Origin of the sequence: Planotetraspora silvatica (assembly GCF_016863315.1) — a bacterium.
GTDB classification, from domain to species: Bacteria; Actinomycetota; Actinomycetes; order Streptosporangiales; family Streptosporangiaceae; genus Planotetraspora; species Planotetraspora silvatica.
In genome coordinates, this window is the sequence record NZ_BOOQ01000006.1 from 13,132 (window position 1) to 35,076 (window position 21,945).

At 70.8% G+C, this 21,945-nt stretch carries 17 protein-coding genes; 4 read left to right on the plus strand and 13 right to left on the minus strand.

Translation table 11 applies throughout. The annotated features are described in order from the left end of the window. Window positions 1-247: 247 nt before the first annotated feature. From Psi02_RS06170 to Psi02_RS06180, 3 genes are all read right to left on the minus strand, one after another. Window positions 248-3,580, minus strand: coding sequence for an ATP-binding protein (locus tag Psi02_RS06170; RefSeq protein ID WP_203972476.1), 3,333 nt, complete (start codon window positions 3,578-3,580; stop codon window positions 248-250). A gap of 178 nt (window positions 3,581-3,758) precedes the next feature. Next, window positions 3,759-4,832, minus strand: a complete 1,074-nt coding sequence (locus Psi02_RS06175; RefSeq protein ID WP_203972477.1) for a lysylphosphatidylglycerol synthase transmembrane domain-containing protein — start codon at window positions 4,830-4,832, stop codon at window positions 3,759-3,761. A gap of 86 nt (window positions 4,833-4,918) precedes the next feature. Further along, window positions 4,919-5,716 (minus strand): PIG-L deacetylase family protein, encoded by a 798-nt coding sequence (locus Psi02_RS06180; protein WP_239094650.1) that lies wholly within the window; start codon window positions 5,714-5,716, stop codon window positions 4,919-4,921. 150 nt (window positions 5,717-5,866) lie between these two features. Between Psi02_RS06180 and Psi02_RS06185 the strand changes: the two genes are divergently transcribed. Then, window positions 5,867-7,000, plus strand: a complete 1,134-nt coding sequence (locus Psi02_RS06185; RefSeq protein ID WP_203972478.1) for a glycosyltransferase family 4 protein — start codon at window positions 5,867-5,869, stop codon at window positions 6,998-7,000. A 243-nt stretch (window positions 7,001-7,243) separates the two neighbouring features. Here Psi02_RS06185 and Psi02_RS06190 read toward each other — a convergent pair whose 3' ends face one another. The 9 genes from Psi02_RS06190 to cysS form a co-directional block, all read right to left on the minus strand. Next, window positions 7,244-8,080, minus strand: a complete 837-nt coding sequence (locus tag Psi02_RS06190; protein WP_203972479.1) for a transglutaminase family protein — start codon at window positions 8,078-8,080, stop codon at window positions 7,244-7,246. Beyond that, complete coding sequence (locus Psi02_RS06195; RefSeq protein ID WP_239094651.1) at window positions 8,065-9,024, minus strand: alpha-E domain-containing protein; 960 nt, start codon at window positions 9,022-9,024, stop codon at window positions 8,065-8,067. Before Psi02_RS06195 ends, Psi02_RS06190 begins: the two co-directional genes overlap by 16 nt. A 14-nt stretch (window positions 9,025-9,038) precedes the next feature. Beyond that, window positions 9,039-10,556, minus strand: coding sequence for a circularly permuted type 2 ATP-grasp protein (locus Psi02_RS06200; RefSeq protein WP_239094652.1), 1,518 nt, complete (start codon window positions 10,554-10,556; stop codon window positions 9,039-9,041). Between the two features lie 104 nt (window positions 10,557-10,660). Further along, the gene (locus Psi02_RS06205) at window positions 10,661-11,236 is read right to left on the minus strand and encodes a hypothetical protein (protein WP_203972480.1); all 576 of its coding nucleotides are present in this window, start codon (window positions 11,234-11,236) and stop codon (window positions 10,661-10,663) included. A 141-nt stretch (window positions 11,237-11,377) separates the two neighbouring features. Beyond that, window positions 11,378-11,938, minus strand: a complete 561-nt coding sequence (locus tag Psi02_RS06210; protein WP_203972481.1) for a hypothetical protein — start codon at window positions 11,936-11,938, stop codon at window positions 11,378-11,380. Between the two features lie 11 nt (window positions 11,939-11,949). Next, a complete protein-coding gene (locus Psi02_RS06215) occupies window positions 11,950-13,494 on the minus strand; it encodes a hypothetical protein (protein ID WP_203972482.1) in 1,545 nt (514 codons plus the stop codon). A gap of 242 nt (window positions 13,495-13,736) precedes the next feature. Further along, a complete protein-coding gene (atzF, locus tag Psi02_RS06220) occupies window positions 13,737-15,575 on the minus strand; it encodes an allophanate hydrolase (RefSeq protein ID WP_203972483.1) in 1,839 nt (612 codons plus the stop codon). 221 nt (window positions 15,576-15,796) lie between these two features. Next, complete coding sequence (locus tag Psi02_RS06225; protein ID WP_203972484.1) at window positions 15,797-16,723, minus strand: nucleoside hydrolase; 927 nt, start codon at window positions 16,721-16,723, stop codon at window positions 15,797-15,799. Window positions 16,724-16,773: 50 nt separating this feature from the next. Further along, a complete protein-coding gene (gene cysS / locus Psi02_RS06230; RefSeq protein ID WP_275415149.1) occupies window positions 16,774-18,126 on the minus strand; it encodes a cysteine--tRNA ligase in 1,353 nt (450 codons plus the stop codon). A gap of 120 nt (window positions 18,127-18,246) precedes the next feature. On the opposite strand from cysS, the gene Psi02_RS06235 reads away from it, so the two are divergent. Continuing rightward, on the plus strand, window positions 18,247-18,978 hold the full coding sequence (locus Psi02_RS06235) for a DUF427 domain-containing protein (protein ID WP_239094653.1): 732 nt from the start codon (window positions 18,247-18,249) through the stop codon (window positions 18,976-18,978). A 31-nt stretch (window positions 18,979-19,009) separates the two neighbouring features. On the opposite strand, the gene Psi02_RS06240 is transcribed toward Psi02_RS06235, so the two are convergent. Further along, window positions 19,010-19,294, minus strand: coding sequence for a hypothetical protein (locus tag Psi02_RS06240; RefSeq protein WP_203972486.1), 285 nt, complete (start codon window positions 19,292-19,294; stop codon window positions 19,010-19,012). A 240-nt stretch (window positions 19,295-19,534) separates the two neighbouring features. Here Psi02_RS06240 and Psi02_RS06245 point away from each other — a divergent pair, with 240 nt between their 5' ends. Together Psi02_RS06245 and Psi02_RS06250 are read left to right on the plus strand one after the other, a co-directional pair. Next, on the plus strand, window positions 19,535-20,977 hold the full coding sequence (locus tag Psi02_RS06245) for an NsdA family TPR-like regulatory protein (RefSeq protein WP_203972487.1): 1,443 nt from the start codon (window positions 19,535-19,537) through the stop codon (window positions 20,975-20,977). Window positions 20,978-20,984: 7 nt separating this feature from the next. Continuing rightward, on the plus strand, window positions 20,985-21,893 hold the full coding sequence (locus Psi02_RS06250) for a phosphotransferase enzyme family protein (RefSeq protein ID WP_203972488.1): 909 nt from the start codon (window positions 20,985-20,987) through the stop codon (window positions 21,891-21,893). The last annotated feature ends 52 nt before the right edge of the window (window positions 21,894-21,945 follow it).

The following is a 21,945-nucleotide window of genomic DNA, read 5'->3' on the forward strand; positions in this document are numbered from 1 at the left end:
ATCATGCGCAGGTTCGGGGAATCACCCCACCACCAGGGCGCATTCACCGCGTGATCATGCAACGAGCCCGCCGCTGCATGATCACGGTCGTCATCGTCCGAGGTCGACAGCCCGATCTCCGAAAGCGCGCATGATCACGCTCACGGTTTGACCAGGTCACTCGGCAAGAGCCCGAATCCGTGCATGATCACGGGCTGGGTTTGTGCACGTCAACAGCACCTTCGCCGAACCTGTGCATGATCACGACTCAGGTGGGCAGGGACTGGCGGGCTTCGTCGATCCAGCGGGGGACGCCGACCCGCTCCGCCACCCCGAGGGCCGTCTCGTAGTGCTCACGGGCGGGCAGGCCGAGCCGTACGGCGAGATCTCCGAGAGTCCTGGCCACCGGCCACAGGGCGACCACGCCGGTTCCCGCTCCGGCGATGCGGTCGCGGAACGGCACGAGCTTCTCGTAGGCCTCCTTCATCCGATCGGCGTCGTCGAGGAGCATCCCGGCGAGCGCCCGCCAGATGAGCGCGAGCTCGTAGAGGAAGTCGGTGCGCACCGGCTCCCGCCCGGTCGCGATGACCTGGGCGTCCTTCAGGTGGCCGGCGGACGCGAGCGCTACGGCGTAGGCGTCGAGCGTCCACTTGGCTCCCCGCTGGTGCGCCTCGGCGAGCGGCTCGGCCATCTCGGCGGCGCGCCCGTCCACGAGGTGCAGGCAGAAGGTCGCGATCAGCGGCAGGTCCTGGCGGCCCTCCAGCATGCCCGCCCGGGCCGTCAGCCTGGCCGCGTTGCGGTAGGCCCGCTCGGCTTCCGCGTAGTCGCCGGTGATCATCAGGCGCTGTCCGGCGTACCAGGCGCCGACGGCGGCCGGGGCCGGCAGGTCGTACTGGCGTCCGAGCGACTCAGCCTCCGCCAGGTGCCCGTCTGCCTCGGCGAAGTCGCCGCGCGCCGCCGCGCATTCGAGCAGGACGAGGTGGGCCAGCGCCCGGACGGCGATCTGTCCTGATTCCGCGCCGACCCTGAGCAGTTCGCGGCCGATGGTCTCCCGCTCGTCGACCTGCGTCATCGTGTAGGACTGGCGCAGCCTGCCGCTGAGCGCCACCGCCAGCAGGGCCGGGTCGCCGCTCGACCGGGCCAGTTCCTCCGCCTCCAGCGACGCCTGGTATCCGCGCTGGGTGGCGGAGCCCTCCAGTTCGAGCGCCAGCGTGGCCAGCAGGCTCGCCCGCAACGACTGCTCGCCCGGAGGCAGCTCGACCAGGGCCTTCTCGGTGACGTCGACGATCTCCCAGGCGGTCCTGGTGAAGTCGCGGGCGATCCCCTTGTGCGGGACGGCGAGGGCCGCCGCGATCCGCGCCGTCAGCTCCATGTCGCCGAGCGGAAGGGCGACGTTCATGGCCTCCCGCCGCAGGCCGCGCGCGGCGGTCATGTCGCCGCCCAGGGCCAGCGCCCTGATGTGCCTGAGCTGAAGCTCCAGCCGCTCCCTGACGGGGCCGTGTCCGCCGTGAGCGCGGTCGAGGGCGGTGACGGCCTGCTGCCACAACGACGCCGCCTCGCGATGCGCGAACCGACGCTCGGCCTGCTCGGCCGCCAGCCCGGCGTACCAGCCGGCCTTCGCCGCGCTGTCCGCGGTGCCCGCGGCGTCGTAGTGGTGGGCCATCGCCGCCACGTCGCCCGGATTGCGCCGCTCGATCACGGACGCCACGGCCGCGTGCAGCCGGGACCTGCGCAACCGCGAGGCATCGGAGTACAGGGTGTCCCTGACCAGGTCGTGGTCGAAGCGGAGGAGGCCGGTGCCCGGCTCGGTGACGAGCCCGGCGAGCAGCGCGGCCTCGACGGCGTCCACCACCGCGTCCTCGTCGCCCGAGACGTCGACCAGCACGTCGACGTCGACGTCGCGCCCGATCACCGCCGCCTGGAGCAGCACCTGCTGCGCCCGCTCGGGTAGCCGGGCGATCCTCCGGCGCAGGACGTCGCGGACCCCGGACGGCACCTCGGAGATGTCGGCCTCGGCCTCGAACAGGCGGACCGTCTCCTTGACGAAGAAGGGGTTGCCGCCGGCCCGCTCGACGATCGTGGTGACGACCTCGTCGTCCACGTCGTGCACACAGGTCGCCCTGACCAGCTCGGCCACCGACGCGTCGTCGAGCCCGTCGAGGCCCACCCGCACGGGCCCCAGCCTGGCCAGTGCCGCGAGCACGTCCTGCTGCTGGTCGTTCAGCTCGCCGTCACGGCAGGTCACGACCATCAGCACCCGGCTGGCGGCCAGCAGACTGGGCAGCGCGCGCAGCAGCGCGAGCGTCTGGTCGTCGGCCCAGTGCAGGTCCTCCAGGACGATCAGCAGTGGGGCCTCGCGCGCCACCGCCGACAGGTAGCCGCCGACCGCCCGGTGGAGGCGGAATCCACCCGACGCCTCGTCGTCTCCCGTGTCCGGCGCCGCGTCGTCGAGCAGGGGCGCCAGCAGGGCGGCGTATTCGCCCGCACCGCGCCGCGCGACCAGAGCCCGCAGCACCTCGACCCACGCCCAGCCGGGAGGTGTCGCGCTGCTGTCCGGGCAGCCGCCGGCGGCCGCGATCCAGCCGCCGTCTTCCAGCAGGCCGGACAACTGGCGGACGAGCGTCGTCTTGCCCGCGCCGGGGTCACCGTTGACGACGGCGACGGTGAACCGGCCTGCCCCGGCACGCGGCGCCGCGGCCCGCAACATGTCCAGTTCGCCGTCGCGGCCCATGAAGGGCTCGGGCTCCAGCGGAGGCAGGTCCACCGCCTCGAACGACCGGGGCGGCCAGGTCGCGCCGATCTCCGTGGTCCGGCGGGCCGCGGGTGCGGCGAGGTCGAGTGCGGGGTCCTGCGACAGGATGCCGGACTCCAGCTTCCGCAGCGCCGGGCCGGGGTCGATGCCGAGCTCGTCCGAGAGGATCGTGCGGGCCTTGCGGATCGCGGCGAGCGCGTCTCCCTGCCGCCCGCACCGGTAGAGCCCGAGCGCGAGCAGCCGCCAGCCCTCCTCGCGCAGGGCGTGCTCGGTGGTCATCGCCTCGAGGTCGGGAACGGTCTCGGCGTGCAGGCCCATCCGCAGCCCGGCGTCGGCGTGCCGTTCGCGGGCCACGAGCCGGAGTTCGCTCAGCCTGGCCACCTCCGCCTCGGCCCACGACTGGTCGGCGAAGCCGGAGTACGGCGTGCCCTGCCACAGCCCGAGGGCGGACCCGAGCCTGGCCCTGGCCGAGGCGGGGTCGTCATCGAGCCACTCCCCGGCCGAGCGGACGGTCGCCTCGAAGCGCAGCGCGTCGACCTGCTCGGCCGCGGTGCGCAGGGCGTAGCCGGAGGCCACCGTCACCAGCAGGCGGTTCGGCCCGCCGCGCGGGCGGTTCGGCTCGAGCACGCGGCGCAGCCGCGAGACGTAGACCTGCAGCCCCGACTGCGCCCCCTTGGCGGCGTCGTCGTCCCACAGGTCGAACAGCAGCGTGTCCACGGGAACGACCTGCCCCCGTGCGACGAGCAGGCGGGCGAGGACGGCACGCTGCCGCAGGCCGCCGAGGTCGATGAGGCCGGCGTCGCCGTCGGCCTCCACCGGGCCGAGGACCCGGAACGTGACCGGACTCATCGGGCGCTCGTCCCGCGCCCGGCCGTACGGATGGTCAGGGGTGCACGCCCGGGCGATCGCCGTGCGTCGTACGCGTCCGCTGCCACTTGCCCACACATGTCAGCCGTAACGGTATGCGCGCCCGCGAAGGGGGCACAAGGTCTTTCCGGATCCGGGCATCATCGCTCTCGCGGGACGGTCACGTCGTCTGCGCGCGGGCCGGTGTCCGCCGGTCCTCCGTCGACCTGTTCTCGCGCCTGCGGAGCAGCGACCACGCGCCGAGCGCCAGCGCGCCCCAGGGGATCTCGATCGTGTAGGTCCAGAAGCCGAACAGGATGGCGGCCGCGGTCGCTCCGCTCGCGGGCTGCCCGAAGGCGCCGATCAGCAGGGCGGCCACGCCGCCCTCCATGATCCCCGCACCGCTCGGCGTGATGACGGCGGAGGTCAGCACGCGGCTCAGCGCGAAGACGGCGATCGTCTCCGCGGGGCCGGGATACGAGTCGGTCGCCACGAGGCAGCAGGCCATGATCGCGCACTGGAGGGCGAGGAAGGCGATCATGCCCAGCGAAAGTCCCAGCCACTTCCGGTGGATGATCTCCGCGGTGTCCCGGCGGAGCCGGTCGATCGCCGCGGAGGCGGCGTGCTCGGCGGGCCGGAACCGGCGGGGGGCGAGCCGGAGGAGCCCGTCGAGCGCCCGGCTGAGGACCGCCGCGGCACGGTCCCAGTAGAGGGCCGCCGCCACGACGGCGACCAGGCCGACGATGGACGCGGCCCCGACCCATCCGGCGTTCGCGACGGTCGGGTTGGTGGCCTTGCCGGCGATCAGCAGGCCGGCGATGCCGACGGCCGGCAGCAGGAACCTGAACAGGGAGTTCCAGATACCCGTGACCAGCGTGTAGACCACGATGGGCCGGTTGGCGAACCCCCAGCCGCGGGTCATCCCGAAGGTGAGGGCGACCCCCGCCGCGCCGCCGAACGGGAGCAGGTTGCTGACCGCGCTTCCCGCCGCGTTGAGGGTCAGTGCCTGGAGGTGGCTCAGACCGGGCAGCGCCGAGGTCATCACGAAGGTGTACGCCCAGAGACTCGCCAGCCACAACACGGTCATCAGCAGGACCGTGTGCCAGCTCAGCCTGCCGAACTCGCGCCCGATCTCGTGCCAGCTGACCTTGGCGCCGGTCAGCGTGTGCACGATCCAGGGCAGGTAGACGACGAGCGCGACGGCCAGCGCAAGGGACAGCGCGGACAGCGCGACACGCAGCCACTTGTTGTTCACTCGAGATGCCCCCAGTCGTCCTTGGTCGCCTCAAGTGTGCCGGGAGATCGGTTACCTGGAATCATCCTGACGGATGATCGGGTCCCCTAGGGGTTGCCGAAGGGATGCCTGAGGCGGGTGCCAGGGGGCAGCCCCCGCTGGACGAACCATTCGGTCCCGAACACGTACCGGTAGATCGGCGCCGGGATTCTGAGCATGGCGCCGAGCGTCCGGTCCCCGTTTCCGCCGCTGGCCTGGCTCACATGCGCGGCCATGGCGGTCCGCTTGGCCCTGGTGTGCCTGCGGACGTTCACCCGGTGGGTGATGGTCTCCCCGGCGGAGTAGGCCCTCTCGAAGCTCCTGACGTCGAGCGCCGGATAGAAACGGGCCGCGAGCCGCACTCCCTTGACGAGCCAGTCCCGGTTCACCGTTGCCTCCAGCACGATCGGCGTCCCGGCGATCTCGGCCGCCCGGCTGCCGACCCGGTACACCTGGACGTGGTCCGGGTGCCCGTAGCCGCCGGAGGGGTCGTAGATCGTCACCAGGTCGGCCGTCTCCTCCTTGAGGATCGCGGCGAGTCGCTGCGCGGCCTCCTCGATGTCGACGTCGATGAACGCGTTGTCCGCCCGGTCGTCCGCCATTCCGCCGTCGATCGCCAGGCCCGAGTCGCCGTATCCCAGCTGAACGACGCGGGCGCAGCCGAGCGCCGCCGCCGAGCTGCGCAGCTCGTCCATCCTCGCCTTGCCGAGCTCCTCGCCGTGAGGGAGCTCCGCGAGGCCGCGCTCTCCCGCGGTCGCGACGACGAGCACGACCCGATGCCCCTCGTCCGCCAGCATCGCCATGGTCCCCGCGGTCAGCAGGGCCTCGTCATCCGGATGGGCGTGGAAGAACACCGCCGTTTTCATCCCGTTACGCCGAACGTTGTCATCGTGCTCCACGAAATGTTGTCCCAGTCCCTGCCCCATGATCCCACGTGGCGGTTCACGCTCACGGTCCACCCTCCCGGGGCGCACCGGCGGTTTGATGGGCGACGCGCGCTCTGTCACGCTGGCCCGGTGAGGATCCTTCACGTCAGTGACTGCTACCTCCCACGACTCGGGGGAATCGAGGTGCAGGTCGCTGACCTCGTCAGAGTGCAGCGGGAGGCGGGCCACAACGTCGAGGTGGCCACGGCGACGCCCGGGGAGAGCCTGCCCGGCGTGCACCGCGTGGTGGCCTCCCTGCCCTTCGACCTGCCCGTGCACCCCCGTGGAACCACGCACCTGCTCCGGATGATGACGGCGCGGCGGCCCGACGTGGTCCACGTCCACGCGGGGGCGGCCTCGCCGTTCGCCTGGATGGGCGTGCGCGCCGCCGTGCGCGCGGGCCTGCCGGTGGTGGTGACCGTCCACAGCATGTGGGATCCCGTGACGCGGGGCGGCTACCGGGCGTTGCAGAGCGTCTTCCGGTGGCGCCGCTGGGGTCTGGTCGCCACCGCCGTGAGCGAGGCCGCGGCCCGTCCGATCAGGGCGGTGGCCGGGCCGAACGTGCCCGTCCTCGTCGTGTCGAACGGGCTCGACGTCTCGGCCTGGCGCCCCACCGGTGAGCCGGCGCACGAGGAGACGGTCCACGTGGTGGCGGTGGGGCGGCTGGCCCCGCGCAAGCAGCCGATACGGCTGCTCAAACTGCTGGAGGCGGCGCGTGGCCGCGTGCCGGACGAGATCGCGATGCGGGCGACCATCGTGGGAGACGGGCCCGCACGGGGACGCATGGAGCGGTACCTGCGGGCCCGGGGGATGGACTGGGTGTCGCTTCCCGGCCGGTTCAGCAGGGAGCAGATCAAGGTGCTGCTCGCCTCGGCCGACGTCTTCGTTGCCCCGGCGCCACGGGAGTCGTTCGGGCTGGCGGCCCTGGAGGCGCGCTCGGCGGGGATCCCCGTGGTGGCCCGGATGCAGAGCGGTGTGGCCGACTTCGTCCGTCCCGGTAAGGAGGGCCTGCTGGGGCGCACCTTCGACGAGCTGGTCACCTCGGTGGCGACACTGGCGCGAGACAGCGAGCTGCGCCATGCCATCGCCGGTCACAACCGGGAGACCGAACCGGTCAAGTCCTCCTGGCCCGCGGTTCTGGAGGGTTTCGGCCGCTGCTACGAGCTGGCGGCTGAGACCTCCTCAGCGAGCCGGGGCCTCCCCGGTACGTCCGGACCCTTTTGAGAAGCCGGGGCCTCTCAAAAAGGGAGGACCTTGCCCGAAGGGGTGCGCAGGTCGACGGGCTCGGGGTGCTTCGGTGGCCGGGGCCGGGGAATGATCTGCAACTTCTTCATCGGGGGCTGCCCTCCTCTCAAACTCTTGGTGTCATGATTCCCACGAAATCATCGGGATTATCCTCGCCAGGCCATTTCCGCTTCACTTCTTGTTCTTGTACTCCGCAGGCGCCCGCAAACCCTTCGTAGGGCCTCATGCCAGCCGGGTCACCTCGACCGTCACCTCCTGGTTCTCGGCGGGCGGCCCCTGGTAGACGCCCTTGAGGGGTGGTACGTCCGAATAGTCCCTGCCGCGGGCGACGACGACGTGTCCCTCCCCGACCTCCGTCCTGTTGGTGGGATCGAGGGCGGCCCACTCGCCGGTCCAGTACTCGACCCAGGCGTGGCTCTGGCCGACGACGCGGCGGCCGATCTCGGCCTCCCGTTGCGGATGGAGATATCCCGAGACGTATCGGGCCGGGATCCCCGCCGCGCGCATCAGGGCGACGGTGAGGTGGGACATGTCCTGGCAGACGCCCACGGCCTGATCCCAGACCTCCTGGGCGCTGGTGAGCACGCCGGTCGCCCCGGGTGTGTACGCCACCCGGTCGTTCACGCTCCACGCGATCGCCTCGGCCGTCTCGTGCGGGTCGTGTCCCTCGGCGTGCTCCCGGACCGTGGCCGCGAGCTCCGGGGAGATCGAGCTCTGTGCGGTGGGGCGGAGCATCTCCGCCACCGGCCCGTCGACCGTGCGGAGCTCGCCCCAGCTCAGCGGCTTACCGCGGGGACGGGAGGCGGCCGTCTCCACCCTGCTGACCGACTCGATCGTCAGCGACGTGTGGGCCTTCGGCAGGTCGAAGACGCTGACGAGCGTGCCCCAGTGGTCGACGTAGGTCCAGATCGGGGTGGCGGGCCGGACGATCAGCCGCCTCTCCAGGGTGTTCTGCCTGCCGTCGTCCAGTGGCGTCATCCTGACCTCGTTGTACGACGCCGAGGCCGTTCCGTCGTACTCGAAGCCGGTGACATGCCTGATCTTCACACGCCAGCCCATGAGGAGCCTCCTCTCACCCAGCTCGTGGGGGCGGTCTGCTGGAAGAAACGATCCGTGATCGCCAGGGCGGCGGCCGTCCCCGCCTCCTGCAGCGCGATGAGCAGTTGCGGAAGCTGGTCCTGCAGCGATGTCACGTCGGCGTACTCCAGCCCCATGCGGACCCGGCCGATCGCGGCCCGCGCCGAGTCGGTCATGCCCGCACGGTCGTGGTGGGGGGCCAGTTCGGCGAGGCACTGCTCGGCCGTCGCCAGGGCGTGCATGACCGACCGGGGGAACAGCCGGTCCAGCAGGAGGAACTCCAGGACCTTGGCCCTGTCGCCCCGATGGGTCCGGGTGAACGACTCGTCCGCCCCGCAGGCCTCGAGCAGCAGCCGCCACGTCGCGGGCTCGGAGGTCGCCGCGGGCGATCCGGAGACGGCGGAGTGGTGGACGGCGAGCAGGCGGGAGGTCATGTCGGCCCGTTCGAGGCTGCGCCCGAGCACGATGAACCGCCACCCGTCGTCCCTGCTCATGGTCGCGTCCGCCAGGCCGAAGAACAGCGCCGACCGTTCGCGGACGTACCTGAGGTAACTGTGCGGCCCGAGCCGTTCGGCCGCGCCGCGCATGGCGGGCAACTGGTTCCAGGTGACGTTGAGACACTCCCACGTCTCGCTGGAGATGATCTCCCGGACTCCCCGGGCGTTCTCCCTGGCCGCCCGCACGCACCCGGCGATCGAGCTCGGATCGGCCGAGTCGTAGGCCAGCCGCCCGACCATGGTCTCGGTCGTCAGCGGCTCGGCTCCGTCGTGGCCGAGGATCGCGAAGACGGCGGTGCCGTCCTCCTCGCCGGCGAGGGCCCGGTGGAGGGAGACGTCGAGGATCCGGGCGATGTCGTCGGCGCGCTCGACGTACCGCCCGATCCAGTACAGCGTCTCGGCGATCCGGCTGAGCAGCTCTCTCGTCATCCCGTGTCCCCCCGTCATTGTTGTTCGGCGTCCCAGGCGGCGCTGCGGCTCGGCTCCCACTGCACCGGCGGTGCGCCGCCGGCCGCGGCGGGAGTCGTACGGGCCGGCTCGCCGGGCAGCACCCAGGTGTCCTTGGAGCCGCCGCCCTGGCTGGAGTTGACCACCAGTTCTCCTTCCGGGAGGGCGACCCGGGTGAGTCCTCCGGGCAGCAGCCAGACGTCGTCCCCGTCGTTGACCGCGAAGGGACGCAGGTCGATGTGGCGCGGGCGCGGACGGTCGCCGATCAGGCTGGGCGCGGTCGACAGGGCCACCGGCCGCTGCGCCACCCACCCCCGCGGATCCGCTCGTACGGCTGTCGCGAGCGTGTCCAATGCCGCCTCGGACGCCCTCGGGCCGATGACGATGCCCTTGCCTCCGGCGCCGTCCACCGGCTTGAGCACGAGGGCGGAGAGGTTGCCGAGCGCCCACTCGAGCGTGTCGGGATCCTCCAGACGGTAGGACTCCACGTTGGCGATCAGCGGTTCCTCATTCAGGTAGTACTTCATGAGGTCGGGGACGTAGGTGTAGATCAGCTTGTCGTCGGCCACGCCGTTGCCCACGGCGTTGGCGATCGTCACGTTCCGGGAACGCGCCGCGTTGACCAGTCCCGGACAGCCGAGGGTGGAGTCCCAGCGGAAATGGAGCGGGTCCAGATACTCGTCGTCCACCCGCCGGTAGATCACATGGACGGGACGCTTGCCATGTGTGGTCACCATGTAGACGCGGTTGTTCTCGCAGACCAGGTCCCGGCCTTCGACGAGTTCCACGCCCATCAGGCGGGCGAGGAGGGCGTGCTCGAAGTAGGCCGCGTTGTAGACGCCGGGCGTGAGGACCACCACGGTCGGATCGGCCACGTGCTCGGGGGCGGCCTTGCGGAGAGCGGCGAGCAGGCGGCCGGGATACTCGTCGACCTGCCGCACCCGCTGCTCCGCGAAGAGGGCGGGCAGCGTGCGGCTCATGGCCAGCCGGTTCTCCAGGACGTAGCTGACCCCGCTCGGCGTGCGGACGTTGTCCTCGAGGACCCGGAAGTCGCCGTATTCGTCGCGGATGATGTCGATCCCGGCGACGTGCACGCGCACACGGGCGGGGATCCCGTCGGCCGCCCGATGGAAGTGCGGGGAGGAGTGCAACAGCCGCCAGGGCACCACTCCGTCGTGGAACACCTGGCGGCTGCCGTACACGTCGTCGAGGAACCCCTCCAGCGTACGGACGCGTTGCCGTACGGCCCGGGCGATCAGGTCCCACTCGGCCGCGTCGAGGACCCGCGGGATCAGGTCGAGAGGGAAGGGGCGTTCCTCTCCGGCATAGTCGAAGGTCACGCCCCGATCGGTGAACACCCGGGCGAGCTGGTCGGCCCGGAAGCGGAGCTCGTCCGCCCCCAGCGGTTGCAGGGCCGCGAACAGCGCCTGGTACGGCGGGCGGGGGACGCCCGGCCGCTCGAACATCTCGTCCCATGCGTTGGCCAGGGCATATGAGTCGAATATGTCCGCCATGTCCGGAGGGTAGGAAAGCTATGTTTCGGACAATGCGTGGGAATGTTTCAAGTCATGTCCCGGTGGCGGATTCGTCCTTACTCACAGGCCCGTAGCCGCCGAGGTCAGGCCACCGACGCGACGATCTTGCCGAAGAGCGGGGTCAGTTTGGTGGCCGTCGCCTTGTCGGCGTTGACCAGGTAGACGTTCACCAGGCGATCGTCGTCTCCGACCAGCCCCTCCACGACGACCTTGTTCCTCTCGCACACGACGCCCTTGCCGGAGTCGCGCAGCTTCCCGCCGAACCCGGAGCACGAGTCGCCGAAGGCCTGCCGGACCCTGGCCACGTCGGCTCCGAGCACGACGTCGGCGCGCAGGGCCAGCGGGTCCGAGCCCTCCTGGGGCGCTTGTGCGCTGGTGAACAGGCAGACGGTCGCCTTGATGGACTCGGCGGTCTCCAGGGGGTGGTCGTACAGCTGCTCCTGCAACTCCCACTTGAGTGAGGTCGCCTGGCCGAGCGACTCCGCGCTGAGCGGGCAGCCCACCTTCTTGCCTTGGCCGTCCCCGGCCGCGGCGGCCGCACTGGCCTTGGTGGACGCGCCGGACGCACTGGACTCGCCGGGCGTGGCCGTCGAGCCGCATCCGGCCAGGAACGCGCCGGCGATCACGACGGTGACCACCTTGCTCACAGAATGCCGCATGCCTGCGACACCATCCTTTTCATCTGACGAAGGCGCCCGAGAGCGCGGTGCGGGGTCCACACGGCGAGGTCGCCGTGCTCGATCTGCCACTCGACGTGGCCGGGAGACGGGGCCTTGCCCGGCGCCCGTCCCCCGGAGCCGTCAAAGTCGCCCGGCGGCCGTGGCGGCGAGTTCCTCCATCGGTTTCCTGTTCGCCTCCGGGTCGGTGAGGAGAACGAGCCGGATCCCCACCCAAGTGCCCGATTTCAAGAAGAAGACCATGCCGTCCTCGTAGTACGCCTCGTCGCCGACGCCGGGGACCGGGGTGAACTTGTGCTTCAGGGTGCGGTCGATGTCGAGGACCTTCTTCGCGCCGTCGCCCGCGTACACCTCCACCTGCGCCGTCGGCCCGGTGGGCGGCCCGGTGTATCTGCAGGAGCTGGGGTCGCCTGCGACGCCGTCGGCCAGCGGAGTCCCTGCCAGCTTCTCCGCCTCCTCGTGCGTCACGAGCTCGCACGCGACGACGGCTCCCGCGGGAGCGGCCGCCGCGTCCGGTGTCGAAGGGGCGGCGGCCGGCTCCTCGGTAACGGTGACCGTCACCGTGGCGGTGGGCGCGGGGCTCGCCGCGGAAGCGCCGCAGGCCGCGGTCGCCAGGGCGCCGGTGACGAGGGACAGCGCCGTGGCCCACCGGAACACGCGGGCACGCACTGATCGGCTGTTCATGAAAGTCGACCTCAGCTCTTGCAGAGTGGAACGTCTGGTTGGGTGACGGTCCGGTTGACGATGTCCTTCTTGCGGAGGTCCTTCTCCGCCGGGACCTTGACCTTCAGCGTCTTCTCGATCGCCTTGGCGAGCGGGGCGGAGAGGTTGATGCCCGCCCCGCCCCGCACGGTCAGGACGAGCGTCGTCCCCCTGCACTTCACGGCGGGCCCGGCGAGGGGGAGGCCCACGCGGCCCGCCGCCGAGCCGTTCGTCAGCCCGAGCGAGGCCACGACGCCCACGTACGGCCCGGCCCCGGCGACGGGGAGGCCGACCATGAGGCCGAAACGGAACTCCGCGGCCACGACGATGCCCTCGACGCCGATGGAGACGCCGCGGATGGAGTCCATGATGCTCTTGCGCACCGAGAACGTGGGCGTCAGGACGGTCCCGCCATCGAGCCCGAGCGGGCCGCTGAGCCCCCACTCGCCGCCGGCGGAGATCGTGCCGTTCTTCGCGGAGAACGCCGTCTCGACGAGAAGCTTGAAGGTCTGTTTGAGCGTCGCGGGGAACCCGCCGATGAGGATCGGCTGCTTGAGCTCGACCGGCAGTTCGATGCGCGCCTTCTTGTTGTCGGTGTACCCGCCGCCCGCCCCCGCGTGTACGGACATGGCGATGCCCGTGATCCCGAGCAACTGCAGCTGGGGCTTGACGATGGTGCCGTTGGCGACGGTCATGCTCGACCTGATCCGCAGGTCGTTGAACTGCAGCGTGACGTCCAGGCCGACCTTCAGGCCCTTCTTGGCCGTCGCGGCGTGGTCGGCGTGGAGGGTGAGCTGGGTCGGGCTCTTGGCCGCCAGGATCTCCCAGGGGCCTACCTTGGCCGGCTGCGTCTGCGGCCCCGGGCTCGGGGCGCGCCGGTCGCGGGCGACCAGCTGGAGGGCGGGAGCCGCGAGGGCCACCGTGCCGGACGAGGCCGCCGGCGCGAAGGCGGAAACCACGCGGGAGCCGCTCGCGGGCCGTCCACGCAGGGAGGCGGGCGCGGCGGTCCCTCCGGACGAGGGGTCGCTCTCGGGGACGGAGACCGTGTCGTCGGGGCCGGCCGTGTCGGGGTCGACCTCCCCCAGGAGGTCGGGCAGGGTCTGGAAACTCTGTGCCTCGACGTCGAGCGGCTGGTCGACCGAGAACGTGCCGTTGCGCACGATGTCGGTCAGCTCGATGGGGGCGAGAGTCACCGCGAGGTCGTCGTTCGAACGTTCCACCCGGACGACGCGGCCGGCGGCCTCGCCCGTGACGAACATGACCTTGCCCGGCCGTACGTCGCCGGCGCCGTCGGCGCCTCCGTCGATCGTGTAGGTGAGACCGTCCTTGCTGACGGAACGGATGATCGAGCCGCCGCCCTTCACGATCACGACGTCCGGCTGGTACTCGACCGAGGAGTCCGGGCGGGGGGCGTACCCGTATTCGAGGTTGTCCGCCGCGGGGGTGTCCGAGCCCGCGCCGCACGCGGCGACCAGGACCAGGCACAGGACGGACAGGACGCCGCACGCGCCGCGGCGGATGAGCCTGAGTGATCTCATATGCGGTTCTGCGGTGTGTAGGGGCGGACCTCGATGCCGTCGAGGTCGTTGACGTGATACAGGCCGCTGGACACGGCCATCGGGCACCTCCGTCAGGGGGCAGCGTGGCAACCGATGATGTTGAGAATGGGACTTTAAAGTAGTGCTTTAAACAGATGGGCGGGGTCAAGGGGCAGCGGTCCGAACAGACGAAGAACAGGATCGTCGACGCGGTGCGCACTTCGTTCGTCTGGCCCGGCGGGTCAGACGGCCCGGGCCGCGAGGTAGGCGGGCCAGCTCCCATGGGACGTGATGTCCCTGGCGTCCGGTGCGGCGTACGGCTCGCACAGGAAGCCGGTGACGAGACGCCCGTCGGACAACTCGACGGTGCCGAGACCGAGCGGCGGGCGGATCGTCACGAGCAGCCGGCCGAGCGCCTCCGGGGTGAGGCGGAAGAGCTCCACCTCGATCGGCCCGCCCGAGGAGTCCCGGATGAGGCCGGGGCGGTCGCCCAGGTCGTAGAGGCGGTACGTGGAAGCCGTATGGGCGAGGCCGCGGGCGACCGCGCCGAGTCCGGCCAGCTCAGGATGGAGCGGCTGACCGGAGCGGTGTGCTCCCACGACCGCGAGCAGCGCCTCGCCCAGCAGCGCCCCGCCGGGGGCGAGGACCGGGCCGCTCACCGGGGCCGCGCCTGGGTTGCTTCCCACTGCCGCGCCTGGGCTGCTCACCGCGCCCGTGCCGCTTTTCGCGGCCGGGCCGTCTTCCGTGGCCGCGTCCCTTTGCGTGACCGCGTGGAACGACGCCGCCAGATCCGCGAGCAGGGCGTCGGAACCGGCAGGGGCGAGGACGGTGACACCGTGCGGCCTGCCCGTGGCGGTCGTCCCCGCGGGCACGGCCACGGCCGCGAGATCGAGGAGGTTGGCGAAGGTCGTGTAGTGCCCCAGCATGCTGTTGCGCCCGATGGGGTCGGCGGCCACCTCGTCGAGCGTGAAGGTCGTCGGCACGGTGGGGACGGCGAGCAGGTCGATCTCCGCCCAGGTGCGCCGCGTCAGGGCCCGAAGCTCACGGAGTCGATGGAGCCCGCGGAACGTGTCCGCTCCGGTGATGTCCCGCCCTGTGGCGAGGACCCGCGCGGTGACCGGATGGGCGTCGTCAGGGTGGGCAGCGACGAAGTCGCCGACGGCCGCGAGCCGTTCCGCGACCCACGGGCCTTCGTAGAGCAGCCGCCCGGCCGCGAGGAACGGACTCAGGTCGACGGGCACGAGATCGTGCCCCAGGGCCGCGAGCCGCGCCGCGGCTTCGGCGAAGCCCGCCGCCGCGGCGCGGTCCCCGAAGAACTCCGCCTTGTCCGGCAGGCCGATCCGCAGACGCCCACCGGCGCCGGAAGGGACGGGCAGGGGGGAGATCGGCCGTGACCACGGATCGGCGGGCTCGAAGCCGGCGATGACCGAGAGCACGGCCGCGGCGTCCGCCACCGACAGCGCGAACACGCTCGGGCAGTCGAGAGACGCGCAGGCCGGCACGATCCCGAGCGTGCTCACCAGGCCCCGCGAGGGCTTGAGGCCCACCGTGCCCGTCATGACCGCGGGGACCCGGCCCGATCCGGCCGTGTCGGTTCCGATGGAGAAGGTGACGAGGCCGGCGCCCACCGCCACCGCCGACCCCGAACTCGACCCCCCGGAGACAAGCCCCGGAACGAGGGGCGATTCGCAGGAGCCGTACGGGCTGCGCGACCCGGTGAGGCCGGTGGCGAACTGGTCGAGATTGTTCTTGCCGATCAGGACGGCTCCCGCGGCGACGAGCCTGTCCACGAGGGGCGCCGACACCGGCGGCCGGTAGGTGAAGGCCGGGCAGGCCGCCGTGGTGGGCATCCCGGCCACGTCGATGTTGTCCTTGACCGAGAACGGGATGCCGTAGAGGGGGAGACCGGGATCGCCGAGGGAGGCCAGGACCTCGGCCTCGGGACGCAGGCTGATCCAGACGCCGTCGTCGCCCCGCTCCCTGATCCTCCGGTAGACCTCGTGGACGATGTCGGCCGGGGTGAACTCCCCGGTCCGGTAGCCGTGGGACAGCGCGGCCGCCCCCAGGGTCGAGATCGGCACGCTCACCCTCATCTCGTGACGGTTTCGTCGATTGTCGACAGAATACGGCGGGACGCCTCCCTGTGGCAGACGGTAGGAGCGCCGGATTTCACGCCGTGACGGTGCACGTTAATTCACGGTGGCGGGCCGCTCACCGCGCGACAAGGCTCACCGCGCGACAACGCCCGCCGTACGGGTCGCTCACCGCACGAAGACGCTCGCCGTACGGGTCGCTCGCCGACTCAGGCGATCGTCGCGGCTACCTGCGCGTAGGTACCGAGCATGAGATCCCAGAAGCGTCCGGTGTCGATCGAGGTGCCGACCAGCGCGTTGGGAGCCCGGTCGCCCAGATGGAAGTCCACCACGGTCATCCCCGAGGTGAAGCGCCCCATGGTCTCGACCTGGACCACGGCCTGCTGGATCTCGATCAGCGTCGGGTCGATGAGGTAGGCGATCGCGCACGCGTCGTGGATGGCGGGCCCGTCGTTCGCCGTGACCATCCCGTAGAACTCGGCGCAGGGGACGAGCAGGTCGGAGCCGAGCCGTCCCATCTCCCGCATCCGGTCCACGACGGCCATCGTCGCGAGGGCGGTGCGGCTGACGTCGAGGCCGATCATGGTGACCGTCCATCCCGCGGAGAACACGATGGCCGCGGCCTCGGGGTCGGCGGCGATGTTGAACTCGGCCGCCGGGCTGAAGTTGCCCCGGGTGTAGGAGCCGCCGAGGATGACGAACTCGCGTGCCCACTCCACCAGCCGGGGCTCCTTGCGCACGGCCAGTGCGATGTTGGTCAGCGGGCCGATGGCGACGAGCGAGATCTCCCCGGGGGCGGACGCCAGTGTGTCGATGATGAAGTCGACCGCGTGGCCGTCCGCGGGGGGAAGGGTCGGCGGCGGCAGTCGCGTCTCCCCGAGCCCCGAGTCTCCGTGCACCTCCGACGCGTCGATCGTGGAACGCAGCAGGGCGCCCGGGCTCCCCGGGACGACGGGAACCTCGGGGAAGCCGAGGAACTCGCGGAGCCGCAGGGCGTTGGCCGTCGTCTTCGGCAGCGAGACGTTGCCCCCGACCGTGGTGATTCCGAGGATCTCCAGTTCGGCGCTGCCGTGCGCGAGGGTGATGGCCAGCGCGTCGTCGATGCCCGGGTCGCAGTCGATGAGGATCTTCTTCACCCGGGCAGCGTAGTCCTGAGGGTCGCGGTGCCCTGTCACCGGCCACTGAGCTATCTGATAAGCGCGGAGTGCTTGATTTGGCGGCGCTTTCTCACGGCGATCTCTATCTGGCGTTCCATGATCCGGGCCCGCTCGTGATCTCCCTGGCGGGCGCTCGACGCGGCGAGATTCGCCACGACCGCCAGAACGGCTTCCGCGACGTCCTGGAGACGCGTTTCCGATGCCCAGATCTCGCTCATCGGGTCGAGTCCGAGGACATTCAGCATCGCCCGCACGGAACGGCATTTCGCGGCCGCGCCTTCGTGGTCTCCCGCGTTCAGCGCCGCGTTGCCCGCGCCGACCGCCGCGTGGACGACGGCCAGTGCCCGGGACACGTTCAGGTCGCTGTCCATGGCCGCGCTGAACTGCGGGGGAAGCGAGCCGAGGGACGAGCCGACCCGGAGCACGAACCGTTCGATCCTGCGGTAGGCCGCGGCCGCCTCCTCGACCGCCTCGACCGAGAATTCGACCGGCGAGCGATAGTGGGCGGCGGCCAGGTAATAGCGGAGCTCCACCGGCCGAATCCGATCGAGTACGGCCCGGACGGCGAGCGGGTTGCGCACGTGTTTACGGATTTTCTCCCCGCGATGGGTGACCGGTCCGTTGTGCAGCCAGAAACGCGCGAACGCGTCTCCCGCCGCCTGTGACTGGGCCATTTCGTTCTCATGATGGGGAAAGATGAGATTGGCTCCGCCACCGTGGATGTCGAATTCTCCGCCGAGATATCTGCGGGCCATCGCCGAACATTCCAGGTGCCATCCGGGCCGTCCTTCGCCCCAGGGGGCGGACCAGACCGGCTCGCCCGGCTTGGCGCGTTTCCACAGGGCGAAATCGCGGGGGTCGCGTTTTCCCCGCTCGTTCTCCTCGGTGCCGCGCATATGCGTCGCCTGCCGTCGTGAGAGCGACCCGTAATTGGGATAGGAATCGACCGCGAAATAGACGTCTCCGTCCGCCTCGTAGGCGTGGCCGGCGGCGACGAGTTCCTCGATCATCTCGATCATCTCGGGGATGTGACCGGTCGCCCGGGGCTCCACGCTGGCAGGAAGGCACCCGAGCGTCGCGTAGGCACGGGCGAAGGACCGGTAGACGGGGCCGGTGATCCGCCACCACGGCGTCCCCTCGGAAAGGGACCTGCTGATTATCTTGTCTTCGATGTCCGTGACGTTCCGACATAACAGGACTTTGTGGCCGGTGCTTCTCAGCCAGCGGTGAAGAATGTCGAAACTCACCTGCGACCTGATCTGCCCGACATGGGGAGGAACGACGACGGTGGGGCCGCACAGATAAATCGATACCCTGCCGGGAATTCGAGGGGTGAAATCGCGGACCATGCGACGACGCGTATCGTAAAGGCGAAGACCCACCTATCCGAGGGTAAGCGACTAATCCGCTCGCTGTCGATAGCGGTGCGCGGGCCCATGAGCGCACATCGCGGAATGCGGATTGTGAGACGTGCGGAAGGGGGAATAAGCGGACGGCATCCCGTGGTTCGCGCTGACATGGAGACGACGAACCGGGGCCGCGTCCGCGTCGAGACGACGGCCAAGCGCGTGCGGGCCTTCGTGAACGGGCGTCCGGTGGCCGACACCACCCACGCCCTCCTGGTCTGGGAGAGCCCGCACTACCCGACCTACTACTTCCCCGTCGGCGACGTCGACACCGACTCGCTCAAGGCGACCGGCGGGACCAAGCACTCCCCGAGCCGGGGTGACGGACTCCTCCACGACCTGGGGGAGCGGAGGGACGCGGCCCTCCTCTATGGGGACGACGCCCCGTTGAAGGAGATTCGCGGGCACGTCAGGCTCGACTGGGACTCCGTGGACAACTGGTTCGAGGAGGACGAGGAGGTCTTCTTCCACCCGCGTGATCCGTACACGAGGGTGGACATCCTCCCGAGTTCCCGGCACATCCGGGTGGAGGTCGGCGGGGTCACGGTCGCCGATTCGAAGCACACGCGGATCCTGTTCGAGACCGGGCTGCGGCCGCGCTACTACCTGCCGAAGACCGACGTCAGGCTCGACCTGCTGACCCGTTCCGACTCCGTGACCCACTGCCCGTACAAGGGCACGGCCGAGTACTGGTCGATCGGGGAGGGCAAGGACCTCGTCTGGTCGTATCCGACACCCCTGCCCGAGAGCCAGAAGATCGCCGGCCTCGTCTCGTTCTACAACGAGAAGATGGACATCTACGTGGACGGCGTCCTCGAGCAGCGGTGACCGGGTCTCCAGGCCGAGCGGGTCGACCCGGCTAGCGGCGGATGACGTGCAGGACGCTCGCGATGCGCTCGGCGGCGGTGACGACGTCGGAGGCGTGCCCGATGCGGCCGGCCCAGGACAGCCAGTACCACCACTCGCCGTCGCTGGCGTTCGACGCGAGGACGTCCTCGGCCATGGCGGGGGCCATGGGGTTGATCACGCGCAGGCGGGGATACAGCCCCGCCGGCGCCGTCAGGCGCACCTGGAACGAGTGGGCCTCCAACTGGGCGGCGAGCCGCTCCAGATGGTCCATCGCCTCGCTGCGATCTGGCGTCATGGTCGGCCTCCAGGGGATGTCGGTACCTTTCAATCGGAAGCCTGAACCCGACCAGACCGCCCGGCAATCGGGGGCGATCGGCGAAACCGTGCAATAACCAGGGAATTCATCGATATTCCGTGGAACATCCTCGGGTCCCCGGCCACGAACACGTAACGGTGCGGGAGGCCGGGTGCACCTCGCTTTACATTTGGGAAACATTCGTACAGGGGCGACACTCCAACTGCGGAGGGCACGCACATGGCCCGTGGAGAGCATTCACCCGCATGCGCCCGGCGCTGGCGTGAGCAGGCCGAAGGCCGTCAGTGGACGCTCTGGCAGACCGTCCAGGCGATCCACGGATGTTGCGGTGTGAGCCTGCTCAAGGCCCACCGGCTCGGCCGCGGCTGGTCGGCCAGGCAGGCGATAGAGGAGCTCGAGTTCCTCTGCGAGCAGCAGTCCCTCGGGCTGCCGCGCGCCAGCATCGACCTGCTGAACGCCTGGGAGAACAACCGGGCCAGGCCCCGCCCCCAGACGATCGACCTGCTGGCCCGGCTCTACCGGGCCAATGCCGTACGGCTCGGCCTCGCCGCCGACTACTGCGAGGACCAGGGCGGGCAGAAGGTCGTGGTCGTCGGCCCCGGCCAGTCCGACGAGACCGTCCATCTGGAGGACGCCGGCGACGACACCGAGCGGCGGGCGCTGTTCCACCAGGCCATGCTCCTCGGCACGCCCAACGGCCGGTTCTTCGCCGAGGTCGAGGGCACCCGGCACGACATCGACAGGACCCTGGCCGCCGGGTCCGTGACCGAGGACCAGCTCGATCGGCTGGACGAGCAGGTGCTGCGCTACCGCCGCGAGTACATGACCACGCCGCCGATGCCGATGTTGTGCCGCGTCATGCTGGAGATCTCCGACGTGCGGAAGCTGAGCGCGGCCCGCCAGCCGTCCTCGGTGCAGCGCCGCCTGCTGACCGCGACGACGATGCTGGCCCTGCTCTCGGCGGACGCGCTGATGAAGCTGGGCGACACCCGCCAGGCCCACTCCTGGTACGGCACGGCCCGCGCCTCCTCCGACGACGTCGGGGACCTGAGGTTGCGGGCCCTCGTCCGGGCGCAGCAGACGATGTTGCTCTACTACTACGGCGACCTCAACGAGACCGTACGGCTGGCCAGGGAGGCCCGGATGCTCGCGGGATCGGCCCCGAGCTCTCCCGCGGCGCTCGCGGCGGCGGCCGAGGCCCGGGCGCTCGCCCGGATGGGGGACGGCAAGGCGGCCAGGCTGGCCCTCGCGGAGGCCGAGCAGATCTTCGCGAGGATGCGGGGCATGAGCCAGGACGACCTGGCCTTCGTCTTCACCGAGAAACGCATGAAGTTCTACCGGACCGGGACGCTGATCGAGCTGGGCGACGCCGACGATTTCGACGGCCTCGACGGCTTCTCCTCCGGCTTCCACACGATCGACCCCGCTCTCATCCAGCTCGACCAGGCCAGCCATCTGGCCAGGCACGGGGACCACGAGGAGGCGTGCAGGATCGCGGCCGACGCGCTGAGACAGGTGCCGGCCGAGCATCGGACCTCGATCGTCGTCACCCGCGCGAAGGCGCTGCTCGCCGACGTCGACCCGGGGCTGCCGGCCGTGCGGCACCTGCGGCAGGTGCTCTCGGAGTCCTCTTCGCGGCTCGCCCTGGACAGCCGGCTGTGAGGCGGCGATGAGAGCCGGGGGGCGGCCGCCGCTCGCCGAGGAGGCGTTCGGCCTTCTGCGTGAAGTGTGCGGCCAGCTGGGCGTGGATTCCCGGGGCGCACAGCTCATGCGGTTGCGCAGCAACGCGGTCTTCAAGCTCCGCGGCGACATGGTCGTGCGGATCGCCACCGCCCCCGACGCCCTGACACGGCTGCCCGTGGTGCTGGCGGTCGCGCGCTGGCTCGCCGACCGGGGCTTCCCGACCGTGCGCCCGGTGGACGAGATCCCGGGCCAGCCCATCGTCTACGGCGGCAGGGCCGTGACCTTCTGGCGGTACGTGCGGTCGAGGGGCCGTCCCACGACCCAGGAACTCGGCCGGATCCTGCGGAACCTGCACCGCGAGCCCGTGCCCCCCATGCCGCTGCGCCGGCTCACCGACCCCCTCGCGGAGGTGCGTCATGCCGTCGAGCACCGGGCGGAGGTGCTGACCGCCGGGCAGCGGGCCTGGCTCGGCGACCGGATCGAGGAGCTCACCGGGCGCTGGGGCGACCTGGAGACCGGGCCTCCCGTCCTCCTGCACGGCGACGCGTGGATCGACAACCTGCTGCGCTGCCGGGACGGCCACGTGGTGCTGCTGGACTGGGACGGCGTCGCGGTCGGCCCCCGGGAGTGGGACCTCGTGCACACCTACCACGGGCAGCGCCGTTTCGGCCTGTCCGCGGCCGACGTCGAGGAGTTCGCCCGTGCGTACGGCGCCGACCTGCGACTGTGGCCCGGCTACGGCACTCTGATGGAGGTCAGGGACATGTACGCGGTCGGCATCCACATCCGCAACGCCCTGGGAGACCCCTTCTCACGGCAGGAACTTCCCCGCAGGCTCGACTCGTTGACCCGTGGTGACGGCCACGCGAGGTGGTACATGGCATCGCCCGCATAGGTATTCGGCGATCCGGGTACTCTCCGGATAGGCTGTTGTTGTTGCAGCGGTG

What these genes read in the sequence shown, in the direction of transcription:
- Psi02_RS06200 (WP_239094652.1), bottom strand. Translation starts at nt 10,556, where the DNA reads ATGGCGGACATATTCGACTCATATGCCCTGGCCAACGCATGGGACGAG.
- Psi02_RS06180 (WP_239094650.1), bottom strand. Translation starts at nt 5,716, where the DNA reads ATGAAAACGGCGGTGTTCTTCCACGCCCATCCGGATGACGAGGCCCTG.
- Psi02_RS06245 (WP_203972487.1), top strand. Translation starts at nt 19,535, where the DNA reads ATGGCCCGTGGAGAGCATTCACCCGCATGCGCCCGGCGCTGGCGTGAG.
- Psi02_RS06170 (WP_203972476.1), bottom strand. Translation starts at nt 3,580, where the DNA reads ATGAGTCCGGTCACGTTCCGGGTCCTCGGCCCGGTGGAGGCCGACGGC.
- Psi02_RS06195 (WP_239094651.1), bottom strand. Translation starts at nt 9,024, where the DNA reads ATGACGAGAGAGCTGCTCAGCCGGATCGCCGAGACGCTGTACTGGATC.
- Psi02_RS06240 (WP_203972486.1), bottom strand. Translation starts at nt 19,294, where the DNA reads ATGACGCCAGATCGCAGCGAGGCGATGGACCATCTGGAGCGGCTCGCC.
- Psi02_RS06205 (WP_203972480.1), bottom strand. Translation starts at nt 11,236, where the DNA reads ATGCGGCATTCTGTGAGCAAGGTGGTCACCGTCGTGATCGCCGGCGCG.
- Psi02_RS06190 (WP_203972479.1), bottom strand. Translation starts at nt 8,080, where the DNA reads ATGGGCTGGCGTGTGAAGATCAGGCATGTCACCGGCTTCGAGTACGAC.
- Psi02_RS06215 (WP_203972482.1), bottom strand. Translation starts at nt 13,494, where the DNA reads ATGAGATCACTCAGGCTCATCCGCCGCGGCGCGTGCGGCGTCCTGTCC.
- Psi02_RS06250 (WP_203972488.1), top strand. Translation starts at nt 20,985, where the DNA reads ATGAGAGCCGGGGGGCGGCCGCCGCTCGCCGAGGAGGCGTTCGGCCTT.
- Psi02_RS06210 (WP_203972481.1), bottom strand. Translation starts at nt 11,938, where the DNA reads ATGAACAGCCGATCAGTGCGTGCCCGCGTGTTCCGGTGGGCCACGGCG.